The 12,454-nt window shown below is 49.7% G+C and carries 9 protein-coding genes; 5 read left to right on the top strand and 4 right to left on the bottom strand.

The genetic code is table 11. The features are described from left to right. The first annotated feature begins 13 nt into the window (after window positions 1–13). Window positions 14–1,846, top strand: a complete 1,833-nt coding sequence (asmA, locus tag EH206_RS15280) for an outer membrane assembly protein AsmA (protein WP_009113729.1) — start codon at window positions 14–16, stop codon at window positions 1,844–1,846. A gap of 242 nt (window positions 1,847–2,088) precedes the next feature. Here asmA and EH206_RS15275 read toward each other — a convergent pair whose 3' ends face one another. From EH206_RS15275 to EH206_RS15260, 4 genes are all read right to left on the bottom strand, one after another. Then, window positions 2,089–2,988 (bottom strand): Rpn family recombination-promoting nuclease/putative transposase, encoded by a 900-nt coding sequence (locus EH206_RS15275; protein WP_009113728.1) that lies wholly within the window; start codon window positions 2,986–2,988, stop codon window positions 2,089–2,091. Window positions 2,989–3,244: 256 nt separating this feature from the next. After that, entirely contained in the window at window positions 3,245–4,180 is a 936-nt protein-coding gene (locus EH206_RS15270; RefSeq protein ID WP_009113727.1) for an Rpn family recombination-promoting nuclease/putative transposase, read from the bottom strand. 132 nt (window positions 4,181–4,312) lie between these two features. After that, window positions 4,313–4,573, bottom strand: a complete 261-nt coding sequence (hepT, locus tag EH206_RS15265; RefSeq protein WP_009113726.1) for a type VII toxin-antitoxin system HepT family RNase toxin — start codon at window positions 4,571–4,573, stop codon at window positions 4,313–4,315. Between the two features lie 39 nt (window positions 4,574–4,612). Continuing rightward, window positions 4,613–6,199: a TerC family protein gene (locus tag EH206_RS15260; RefSeq protein ID WP_009113725.1), complete on the bottom strand. Its 1,587-nt coding sequence runs from the start codon at window positions 6,197–6,199 to the stop codon at window positions 4,613–4,615. Window positions 6,200–7,151: 952 nt separating this feature from the next. Here EH206_RS15260 and wecA point away from each other — a divergent pair. The 4 genes from wecA to wzc all read left to right on the top strand — a co-directional run bounded on the left by wecA (window position 7,152) and on the right by wzc (window position 12,121). Further along, entirely contained in the window at window positions 7,152–8,231 is a 1,080-nt protein-coding gene (gene wecA / locus EH206_RS15255; RefSeq protein WP_009113724.1) for a UDP-N-acetylglucosamine--undecaprenyl-phosphate N-acetylglucosaminephosphotransferase, read from the top strand. Between the two features lie 124 nt (window positions 8,232–8,355). Further along, entirely contained in the window at window positions 8,356–9,492 is a 1,137-nt protein-coding gene (locus EH206_RS15250; protein WP_009113723.1) for a polysaccharide export protein, read from the top strand. Between the two features lie 9 nt (window positions 9,493–9,501). After that, complete coding sequence (locus EH206_RS15245) at window positions 9,502–9,936, top strand: arsenate reductase/protein-tyrosine-phosphatase family protein (protein WP_009113722.1); 435 nt, start codon at window positions 9,502–9,504, stop codon at window positions 9,934–9,936. A 16-nt stretch (window positions 9,937–9,952) separates the two neighbouring features. Next, window positions 9,953–12,121, top strand: coding sequence for a tyrosine-protein kinase Wzc (gene wzc / locus EH206_RS15240; protein ID WP_009113721.1), 2,169 nt, complete (start codon window positions 9,953–9,955; stop codon window positions 12,119–12,121). Window positions 12,122–12,454 lie beyond the last annotated feature (333 nt).

Below are 12,454 nucleotides of genomic sequence, written 5' to 3'. Positions count from 1 at the left end.
CAATGAGGATGGCATGAGAAGATTTCTGACGACACTGGCGATTCTGCTTGTTGTGCTGGTGGCAGGAATGACGGCGCTGGTGGTGCTGGTTAATCCCAATGACTTTCGCGCTTATATGGTCAGGCAGGTCGAGGATCGCAGCGGCTATCAACTGCGGCTGGATGGCGAACTGCGCTGGCATGTCTGGCCGCAGCTGAGCATTCTGTCCGGCGGCATGTCGCTGAGCGCGCCGGGCGCGGCCGCGCCGCTGGTCAGCGCCGAAAACATGCGTCTGGATGTCAAACTCTGGCCGCTTCTCTCCCATAAGCTCGCCGTCAAGCAGGTGATGCTGAAAGGCGCGGTTATCCGGTTGACGCCGGAAAGCGCAGCTAAACCCACCGGCAATGCCCCCATCGCCCCGCCAGGATCGCCGGCGCCCGCCGAGACGCAAGGCTGGAAGCTGGATATTGATAAGTTAAGGGTTGCGGACAGCCTGCTGATTCTGCAACGCAACGACAATGAACAGATAAACGTTCGCGATATCAATCTATTAATGGAACAGGACGGCAACCGTCAGGTGAGCATCGAGCTGTCCAGCCGCGTCAATCGCGATCAGCGGGATATCGCTGTCTCGCTGTCCGCCGATCTGGATATGCTGCATTTCCCGCAGCAGGTCAATGCGAATATTGAGAAGCTGGATTACCAGATTCAGGGGTCGGACATTCCGGCGGGCGGCATTACCGGCAGCGGCAGCTTGCAGGCCAGCTATCAGCGCCAGCCGGAAAAGATTACTGTAAGCCAGCTGGCGCTGAGCGCCAATGAGAGTCAACTGACGGGAAGCGGCAGCGCCGCGCTTGGCGAGATTCCCGACTATGTGCTGGATTTGAAGTCAGACAAGCTCGATTTGGATGCTCTGCTCGGCATCAAGCTTGGCGCGGAGCGCGGTTCCTCACCTGCTCAGGTCAAAGCGGGCAAGCCGGTTATCTCTGCTGAAAACGCGGCGAAGCCAGGCGAGGGCGCTCTACAGGGATTCACCGCGCGTTTGTCCTTGCAGGCTGAATCGCTGATTTATCGCGGGCTTAACATTAACCAGTTTACCGTGCAGGCGACCAATCAGCAGGGGCTGCTGAATATCGCCAGGCTGAGTGGAAAATTGGGGGAGGGACATTTTTCTCTGCCGGGCAAGATGGATATCACCGCATCTCCCGTCATCACTATTCAGCCGGAACTGGATAATATCGATATCGCACCGCTGACGGCGGCATTTGCCTTGCCGGAAAGTCTTAGCGGTAAGTTCTCCATGCGCGGCGAGTTCGGCGGCGATGCTTTTACTCTGCCGGCCTTGACGCAGCAGTGGCGGGGGAACGCGGCGCTGCAAGCCCGCAATCTGCGTTTCCACGGATTGAACATTCAGCAGATGGTGCAGATGGCCGTCGTGCGCAGCAGCAACAGCGTGCGGGGCCAGGAACGCTACGAACGCTATACCGAAGTCCGGCAGTTGACGGCAAACATTCAGTTGAACGCGGGCAAGCTGAAGATAAATGAACTGAGCGGCAGCTCTGAATTCCTGGCGCTGACGGGAGCCGGGCAGATTGACCTCCCGGCGAGAACCTGCGATACCAACCTGAACGTGCGGGTCACCGATGGCTGGCAGGGCGATGAGCAGTTGATTGAGGTACTGCGGGATACGGCGATTCCGTTACGGCTATACGGTTCGTGGGATAAGCTTAATTATCAGTTGCAGGTGGATCAACTATTGCGTAAGCGCTTGCAGAATGAGATGAAAAAGCGCTTAAACCAGTGGGCGGATAAGAATCAGCAAAGCCAGAAAGGCAAGGATCTGAAACAACTGCTTGATCGGCTTTAAGGCAGCGTTTTTTGGGGTTGCTCCTCCCCCTGAGAAAGGCTGTCTCTTAGTCACAAATTACCGATAATGGTTCTATGTAAGGTCGGTGTTATTTCGTGCGCGAAAAGAAAGGTATTTTTATGCCACGTCGTAGCACGCGCCCGACAAGGAGCGCTTGTATTTGTGTATAAGAGACAACTGAGAAAGGGGATGCCGGGAGGTGGCATTAATGGCAAAGCTCCGAACTTGTCTAAGCAGTCTCACTACTCTTTTTCAGCCAACTGCGCCACTTCCTCCGGCGTAAGCCCGGTAATTTGCTGCACGGTCTCTTTATCCATGCCTTTGAGCAGTAATTGGCGGGCGATTTGCCGGGTACTGGTTTTGATTCCCTGCTGCATTCCCTTTTTAAAACCGATCTGTTCCAGTTGCTGTGCAATAGTCATAATTTCCTCCCGGTGCTGAGGCAGTGTTTCCGTTAAGATCTGGGTGAAATGCGGCACTGAGCGAGTATTGCCGGATTTAATCATATAAACCAGTAACGCTTTTCGCAGTTCAGTGGGCGGCGCCCATTGACTAAATAATAACCCGATATCCTGGACCAGTTCCAGTATGTCCCGCTGGCGGATATGTTTTTGTACCAGCTCCAGCAGCGCCGCCTTGCGGTGAGTTTTGATTTCGTCATCAGGGATGACGGTGAGATCGACCAACGGGAAAGGCTGACCGTATATCCTTTCGGCCAGCGACGGATGATCAAAGTGGTCAAGCCAGCGCAGGCTATAGGGATAGGGCGTTTGGCTGCCATGGTAAAACAGCAGGGGAACGACCAGCGGCAGATTTTTATTGCCTTGCTCCAGATGCGACTGCATGGCGTTCAAACAGTAACGCAACAGGCGGAAAGCCATCAGCCGGTCGGGCGTGCTCTGGTGTTCAATCAGGCAGTAGATATAGGCGGCGCCCCGTTGGGTTTGCAGCGAATAGAGCATATCGGACATCCGGGTACGCAGCGTTTCATCGGTAAACGAGGTCGCTTCAAGCCTCAGCGTACTGAAATCGCAGATCTCACCAATATGCGGCGGCAGGTGAATGGTAAGAAAGTCGCGGGCGACGTCAATATTACTGAGGTAGGTTTTAAATAGCGCGTCGTGAGTTTGCATGCGGTCCATCGCAGTATTTCTTCCTGACGGCAATGATAACGACGCGCGGCAAGGAAAAAACGACCAGGAGAAGATTGTGCAAAGGCGCTCTGGGAAAAACTTATGCGTTTGCAGGGGCGAGCGGAAGTTTGCGATGCCGGCCCAAATATCTAGTTGGCATTTGGCGTTATTACGCTTCCTGAGGGGAGTGTTTATGAAGCCACGCGTTGGTTATCGTGATATGTTTTCTTATGCACTGAGGACTCCCCATAAAACAGCAGTCTCACTACTCTTTTTCAGCCAACTGCGCCACTTCCTCCGGCGTAAGCCCGGTAATTTGCTGCACGGTCTCTTTATCCATGCCTTTGAGCAGTAATTGGCGGGCGATTTGCCGGGTACTGGTTTTGATTCCTTTTTCCATGCCCTTTTCTATACCTTTCTCGATTCCCTGCTGCATTCCCTTTTTAAAACCGATCTGTTCCAGTTGCTGTGCAATGGTCATAATTTCCTCCCGGTGCTGAGGCAGTGTTTCCGTTAAGATCTGGGTGAAATGCGGCACTGAGCGAGTATTGCCGGATTTAATCATATAAACCAGTAACGCTTTTCGCAGTTCAGGGGGCGGCGCCCATTGGCTAAATAATAACCCGATATCCTGAACCAGTTCCAGTATGTCCCGCTGGCGGATATGTTTTTGTACCAGCTCCAGCAGCGCCGCCTTGCGGTGAGTTTTGATTTCGTCATCAGGGATGACGGTGAGATCGACCAACGGGAAAGGCTGACCGTATATCCTTTCGGCCAGCGACGGATGATCAAAGTGGTCAAGCCAGCGCAGGCTATAGGGATAGGGTGTTTGGCTGCCATGGTAAAACAGCAGGGGAACGACCAGCGGCAGATTTTTATTGCCTTGCTCCAGATGCGACTGCATGGCGTTCAAACAGTAACGCAACAGGCGGAAAGCCATCAGCCGGTCGGGCGTGCTCTGGTGTTCAATCAGACAGTAGATATACGCGGCGCCCTGTTGAGTTTGCAGCGAATAGAGCATATCGGACATCCGGGTACGCAGCGTTTCATCGGTAAACGAGGTCGCTTCAAGCCTCAGCGTACTGAAATCGCAGATCTCACCAATATGCGGCGGCAGGTGAATGGTAAGAAAGTCGCGGGCGACGTCAATATTACTGAGGTAGGTTTTAAATAGCGCGTCGTGAGTTTGCATGCGGTCCATCGCAGTATTTCTTCCTGACGGCAATGATAACGACGCGCGGCAAGGAAAAAACGACCAGGAGAAGATTGTGCAAAGGCGCTCTGGGAAAAACTTATGCGTTTGCAGTGGGCAGCGGAAGTTTGCGAGCCAGCATCAAGAATCAGTCTGGGTGTTCCGGGCTATCTCTTTAATAAAGTCCTCAAAATCACCTAACCGATTCTGAATAACGTAAATCACGATATCTATATTCAGGGCCTGATAATCAAGTACTGCTATATTGCGTAAACCCACCATCTTCTGCAGGTTGTCGGATAGTTCATTGGGTATGATGCCGTGTGTCGCAAGCAACGAAAAGCTGTCCCGGCTGCTTTGCGGTATGCCTAATTGCCGGCGGCGAATCAGGTAATTGGCCATGTCAATGGCCGCTTCACAAGCACGCCGTAGATTAAGAATTCAGACCTCGAAGTCCGATTGCGGCTCGCTGTTCGGGGTAATCAACACCTTGACGATACGATGGCTTTCCACCGTTAAAATTTTGAACTGATAACCGTCGATGGACAAGGTATCTCCGGCCTGCGGGATCCGCTGGGAGTGCTCCATCAGTAACCCTGCCAGCGTATAATATTCGCGCTTTTCATCCAGCGTCAGCGGAACGTACATGGTCAGATCTTCCAGCGGAATATAACCGTTTGCCGTCCAGCTACCGTCCGCATTCTGCTGAATATCATGGCGGGCATCCAGTTCTTCTCCCGCCAATGGCAGGTTACCGGCGATGGTTTCCATCACGTCGCTTAAGGTGACGATGCCTTCCACCGAACCGAATTCATCAACGACAAATCCGAAGTGGGTACGCGCCTCCCTGAATTGGTCGAGGGCCTGTAGCAGCGAAAGCTGTTCAGGAAACACCAGCGGCTGACGCATTAGAATACGCAGGTCAAAAGGCTCATGGTTAAGCTGTTGCTGTAACAGGTCGGTGACATTCACGATCCCCAGCAGCTCATCCGAGGTATCGCTATCGACGATAACCAGCCGGGTATGCTGATTAGTTTTTAATATCTGCGCCAATTCCTCCTGCGAGGTATTAAGCGCGACAGGATCGATGTCGTGGCGGGACGTCATAATACTGCTGATGGCGCGCTGCGCCATACCAAGAACGCGTTCTATCATGCGGCGTTCCTGCTGGTTGAAAACCTCCTGACCGGCGTGCGCGTTATCCGCAATCATCGAGGACGTCTGGTTATCCAGTTCGGCCTCGTCATGATCGCCGCGCAAAATACGTAGCACAACCTCGGCGGTGCGTTGACGCAGGGGAACGGAAGAGGAAAGAAAACGCCGGCGGTTAAATTGCGATACCTGATTCAACAATTCAATAAGCACCGAGAAACCGATAGCGGCGTAGAGATACCCCTTGGGAATATGATAGCCAAATGCATCCGCGACCAGGCTGAAACCAATCATCAGCAGAAAGCTCAGACACAAAATAACAATGGTCGGATGTTCACCGACAAAACGGGTCAGCGGTTTACTGGCCAACAGCATCAGGAAGATGGCAATCGTCACCGCAGACATCATCACTAATAAGTGGTCTGTCATACCGACGGCGGTGATCACCGAATCGAGCGAGAAAATGGCGTCCAGAACGACGATTTGCGCCACCACAGGCCAGAAACGCGCGCCTTTGCGCTGCGCATGCTGATCCTGATCCTTGCCTTCCAGGCGCTCGTTGAGCTCCATGGTCGCTTTAAATAACAGGAACACGCCGCCTACCAGCATAATGACATCGCGCGCGCTGAATGAATGTCCGAGCAGGGTGAAGAGAGGGGTAGTCAGGGATACGAGCCAGGAAATGGACGACAATAAAATCAGCCGCATCACCAGCGCCAGTAACAGGCCGAAAACGCGGGCTTTATCTCTTTCTTGTTTAGGTAATTTTTCGGCCAGAATGGCAATAAAGACGAGATTGTCGATTCCCAGCACCAGTTCCAATACGACGAGCGTGGCTAAACCGGCCCATATCGTTGGATCTGCGATCCACTCCATACTTATTATTTCACCTTTATTCGCATATGACGCCCGTTAGCGTATCAGGGCAAACGCTGATGAACCAGAATTTGTGTATGGGGATTTGTTACCATAACGTCAGGCCGCTATGCGCAATCGGCGTAAACCAACGCCCTCCTTGCGAAATACCACCACCATCCCACGAATCCCCACCGGTCATCCCCGAGACCGTAGGCGGGGATCTGCTTCCGCCGGCAACTCGGAGTAAAGAGATACCTCCCCGCGAAGATGAATACTTGACACGGTATTCCCTGCCAGCGATCCACCAAAAGCTAACGGATTGTTATCAAAAAGTTTGCCGGTTACTCGCCACAAACCGTGGGGTCCGCCCTGCGGGGCCCCCGCAGAAATAACCAACCTGAACAACCATATTCAGCTTTATATTTAACCAATTGGCGGCTTTTTATGCCCTTTTCAGCTTTATGTCTCTGATATGGCGCGCAATGTTTGATGTGTTGGCAAACCATGCCTAGAATATGTCTGGATGTAACTGTAATTACGATGTGCATAGACTATTATCTTTACTAAAATTTACCTCAAAACATACTGACTTTAATCTTTAAGTCGGTGTTTTATGCTAATGGAGGCGGCATGGACAGGGATGCGCGTAGTCTTATTCTGAAAAACTCTTCTTAAAACATCTTATCCTTGTGCTCTGCAATTACTCGTCAATACTATGGGAGTGCAAAATTCAGTTTTTGTAATGAAGGTCACTTTTTTATTAAAAAACAAGGTTGTTGTTTTTTTGTTAATTCTACTACAGCCTTAGATAAACGTATAAATATCACACGCCCCGTGTGAACTACGGACCCAAATTCAACGCCAGCAGGAGTAGGGGACCCGTACTTTTACAGCGCATTGGTTGCTAGAAGCCAAGGGCGGTAGCGTGTCTGATGCTTCATACTTAATAACGGTTGATGGTGGTGCGAAAATGCAGGAATTTACGGTTATCCTCGTCAGCGCATTTGTTGCGCTGTTCTTTGCAAGAAAGGCCGCAATAAAAGTTGGGTTGGTGGATAAACCCGATGCACGAAAGCACCATCATGGGCATATTCCGTATGTTGGCGGTATTTCCATCTATCTGGCGCTGTGGGTTTTATATGCGCTCCATCCTGACTGGTTACCTGATTTCCCCGTTTATATGGTCTGCGCCAGCGCGCTGCTGGTTGTTGGCGTACTGGACGACCGCTTTGATCTTCCCGTATTACCCCGTATTGCAATGCAGGCGCTTGTCGCCGGCGTGATGATGTATGCCGGGTTATATCTGGTATCGCTGGGAAATATCCTATTTGGTCGCGAGCTGTTTTTGGGCGTTATCGGCTATGCCGTCACGCTGTTTGCCGTATGGGGCGCCATCAACGCCTTTAATATGGCTGACGGTATCGATGGTTTACTGGGGGCGCTTTCCTGCGTAACTTTCGGTGCGCTGGCGGTGGTTTTTTATTTTGGCGGACATTACGAACTGGCTCAGTGGAGCCTGTGTCTGCTGGCTGCTACGCTGCCTTATATTTTGCTTAACCTGGGTATTCCACTGGGGGAAAAATTTAAGGTATTTATGGGCGATGCGGGCAGCACGATGATTGGTTTTACGGTAATCTGGCTACTGATATTGGCGACCCAAGGCGAGGGAGCGGTAATACGGCCGGTTACTGCGCTATGGTTTATCGCGCTCCCCCTGATGGATATGGTCGCCGTTATGGTGCGCCGTATTCGCAAAGGTAGTAGCCCGTTCAAACCCGACCGTGAACATTTGCATCATATATTGATGCGCGGCGGGTTAACGCCACGGCAGACTCTGATGGTTATTGTCAGCGCGGCGATTTTATTCGCGGTAATCGGCATCATTAGCGAGCATAACGGCGTAACAGAGTCTATGATGTTAAGCGCATTTCTGGCGGCGTCCGTCGGTTATTTCTGGTTGATCACTCGTGTATGGCGGGTGCTGGCCTGGGTTCGACGTATCAATCACGGCCGGAGTGCGGTAGCAGGCAGTACGGAGCAACATCGTTAAAGCGGTAAATTACCCGCCTTTTAGCTGTTAGATGGCGGCTTTATTTGAATGAATCTTCTCTATAATCATTGATTATTTTGTAGGGACTTGCGCAATTTTCAATTAAAAGCGATGGCATAATAGAATGATAAAGCACAGGTTAAAATTGATACCGCTGATGGTATCCGCAGCGTTGCTAAGTGGCTGTACCATAATTCCCGGCTCCCACCTTTCCACCGGTGGAAAAGAAGTGGTCAAGCAACAGGATGCTGATTTTGACATTGATAAACTGGTTAATGTTTATCCGCTAACCCCGTCTCTGGTGGATAAAATGCGCCCTAAGCCGCTGGTGGCGCAGACCAATCCACAGCTGGATCAAGAATTGCAGCGCTATGAATACCGTATCGGTATCGGCGACGTAATTATGGTTACCGTATGGGATCACCCGGAGTTAACCACTCCGGCGGGGACCTACCGTACGGCGGCGGATACCGGCAACTGGGTTCATTCCGATGGCACCATCTTCTATCCCTATATCGGCAAGGTGAAAGTGGCCGGAAAAACGGTGACGCAGGTGCGTGATGAGATTATGGGGCGGCTGGCAACCTATATTGAATCCCCGCAGGTTGATGTCAGCATCGCCGCATTTCGCTCGCAAAAAGCGTATGTAACCGGAGAAGTAGCCACTTCAGGCCAGCAGGAAATTACCAATGTGCCGTTGACGGTGCTGGACGCTGTTAATAAAGCCGGCGGGTTAACGGAAAATGCCGACTGGCGCAATATTGTGCTGACGCACAACGGCAAAGAGCAGCTTATCTCCCTCCAAGCTCTGATGCAAAACGGCGACCTGTCGCAAAACCGTCTGCTGTATCCCGGCGATATTCTCTACATTCCCCGTAACGACGATCTTAAAGTGTTTGTAATGGGGGAAGTGAGTAAGCAGAGCACGCTGAAAATGGACCGCAGTGGTATGACGCTGACCGAGGCGTTGGGTAATGCCGAAGGAATATCTCAGTCTGTGTCCGATGCTAGCGGAGTGTTTGTTATTCGTTCCTTACGCGGCACGGAAGGGAAAAAACTGGCGAATATTTATCAGCTTAATATGTCTGATGCCACGGCAATGGTAATGGGCACCGAATTTCAGCTCCAGCCCTATGATATTGTTTATGTCACCACGGCACCGCTGGCGCGTTGGAACCGCGTAATCAGTCAGATTGTACCGACCATCTCCGGCTTTAACGAATTAACTGAAGGCACATTGCGCATCCGTAACTGGCCATAGAGATAAATGATGTTCGATTCTATTTTAGTGGTCTGCGTTGGCAATATCTGCCGTTCCCCAACCGGGGAGCGGCTGCTGAAACAGGCATTACCCGCCAAACAGGTTTCCTCTGCCGGATTAGGGGCATTGGTGGGTAAACCGGCAGATGCCACCGCGAGTGAAGTGGCAAGCCAGCATGGCCTGTCACTTGCAGGGCATTGCGCTCAGCAACTGACGTCCGCCTTATGCCGTCAGTACGATCTGATTCTGGTAATGGAAAAAGGCCATATTGATGCGGTGTGCCGTATCGCCCCCGAGGTGCGCGGCAAAACCATGTTGTTCGGTCATTGGCTCAATCAGCAGGAAATTGCCGATCCTTACCGTAAAAGTCGCGAAGCGTTTGAATTCGTCTATTCACAACTTGAGCAGTCGGCCCAGAAATGGGTACAAGCATTAAGCCGTTAACTAGTCAGGGAAACCCATGGCAGAGAAAATTTCAGTAAAAGCATCTGAAACCAATTCAGATGAAATTGATTTAGGGCGTTTATTGGGAACATTGCTGGACAATAGATGGTTGATTATTGGTGTTACCGCGCTATTTGCTATTGTCGGAATTTTATATGCCACATTGGCGACGCCAATATATAAGGCTGATGCGTTAATTCAGGTGGAGCAAAACTCAGGTAATAAACTTCTAAGTGATATCTCCAGCATGTTGCCAGAAGCCAAGCCGCAATCGGCGGCAGAAATTGAGCTAATTAAATCTCGTATGGTGATTGGTAAAACCATTCGCGATCTTGCTCTGGATACGGTGGTTGAGCAAAAATATTTTCCTGTCGTGGGTAAAGGACTGGCTCGAATTTTAAATGAGGAGCCAGGAAAAATTGCAGTTTCTCGCCTGGAAGTACCTGCTTCCTGGCAGGATGAAAAAATTGAATTAACGGTATTAAACAGCACTACATATCAAGTGGCCGCCGGTGATGTTGTCAGTTTTACTGGCACTATCGGTCAGTTGGAGAAACACAACGGACTTTCGCTATTAGTCAGCGATGTTGCTGCGTCGGATGGCACGGTTTTCCGGTTAAAAAAACTTAATGAACTCACCGCGATTAATACGCTGATTGATGATTTTACTGTTGCTGATACGGGGAAAGATACCGGCGTTTTACAGCTTAGTTTGGAAGGGGAAGATCCGGCTAAAGTCAGCAAAATTTTAAACAGCATCAGCCAGAACTATCTACAGCAAAACGTTGAGCGCAAATCGGAAGAGGCGGGTAAAAGCCTGGCGTTTCTTAAAGAGCAACTGCCGTTTGTGCGTGATTCACTGAATGATGCTGAAAATAAACTAAATAGATTCCGTCAGCAAAATGAATCTGTTGACTTATCGTTAGAGGCCAAAGCGGTTCTGGATACTATGGTATCAGTAGAGTCACAGCTCAATGAACTAACCTTTAAAGAAGCGGAAATATCCAAGCTGTATACCAAAGAGCACCCGGCCTATCGTGCCTTAATGGAGAAGAGGGTAACGCTGGAGCAAGAAAGGGATAAGCTTAATAAACGGGTGGGCGGGATGCCAAAAACCCAACAGGAAATATTGCGCTTAACGCGGGATGTGGAAGCAGGGCAGGAAGTGTATATGCAACTGCTGAATAAGCAGCAGGAGCTTAGCATTAATAAGGCCAGCGTTGTCGGCAATGTACGTATTATTGACTCTGCTGTCACACAGCTAAAGCCAGTTAAGCCCAGAAAAGTATTAGTCATTTTATTAAGCCTGATTCTGGGTGGGATGCTTTCTACCGCTTTTGTAATTCTTAAGACTATGTTGCATAAAGGGATTAAAAGTCCGGAAGAACTGGAAGAACTGGGTATTAACGTTTATGCCAGCGTGCCGCTTTCTGAATGGCAGCAGAAAAAAGATAGAGCGCTTCTGGGGCAAGGGAGTAAAAAGAATGCCCGTTCCACAGAGTTGCTGGCAGTGGGCAACCCAACGGATTTGGCTATTGAAGCTATTCGCAGCCTGCGCACCAGCCTGCATTTTGCGATGATGGAAGCAAAAAATAATGTACTGATGATTTCCGGCGCCAGCCCGGCTATTGGTAAAACCTTTATCAGCGCCAACCTGGGAGCGGTGATTGCGCAGGCTGGGCAGCGGGTGCTTATTGTCGACTGTGATATGCGTAAAGGTTATGCCCATGAACTGATGGGAACCCAAAGCACTAACGGCCTATCGGATATTTTATCCGGCCAGTGCAACGCAGAACAAAGCGTGCGCAACACAGCGGTGGAAAATATGCATTTTATTCCGCGCGGACAGGTGCCGCCAAATCCTTCCGAATTGCTGATGCATAGCCATTTTGCTGAGTTTATAACTTGGGCCGGAGAACGCTATGATCTGATATTGTTGGATACCCCGCCGATTTTGGCAGTGACCGATGCGGCCATTATTAGTCGTCATGCTGGAACATCGCTATTGGTGGCGCGTTTTGAAGAAAACACGTTAAAAGAAATTGAGGTAAGTATTCGACGTTTTGAACAGAATGGTGCGGAAATCAAGGGTGTTATCCTTAATGCAATTGTAAAACGTGCGGCTGGTTATTATGGTTATGGGAATTATCATTACTATACTTATGATTATAAATCGGATAAATAATTGATTTTTTTGAATGGATCGATAATTCTATATTAAAAACAGATTATGGAATAATTGAATAAGCAAGTTGTTATATGGCATTTGCCATATAACAACAAAAATAAATGTAATTCTTATTTTTTATCACTTTAGGATATTTCCCGCTAAAAACTTCTTTTTTAATCACTAGCTAACCTCATTAATCATATGAGTATTATCATATTCATGTGGTTTCATTTCTTTCATTAGTTATTTCTTAAAATATTAATTTTATATATATGAAAATTCTAATGGATTTTATTTTTTATGAGACAAGATTGTTTATTAAAGGTGTAGGGTGTACATAAATAATAT

Source organism: Brenneria nigrifluens DSM 30175 = ATCC 13028, assembly GCF_005484965.1.
Classification (GTDB): domain Bacteria; phylum Pseudomonadota; class Gammaproteobacteria; order Enterobacterales; family Enterobacteriaceae; genus Brenneria; species Brenneria nigrifluens.
The sequence above is the reverse complement of the archived record's forward strand: the minus strand, read 5'-3'. Positions and strand labels throughout refer to the sequence as shown.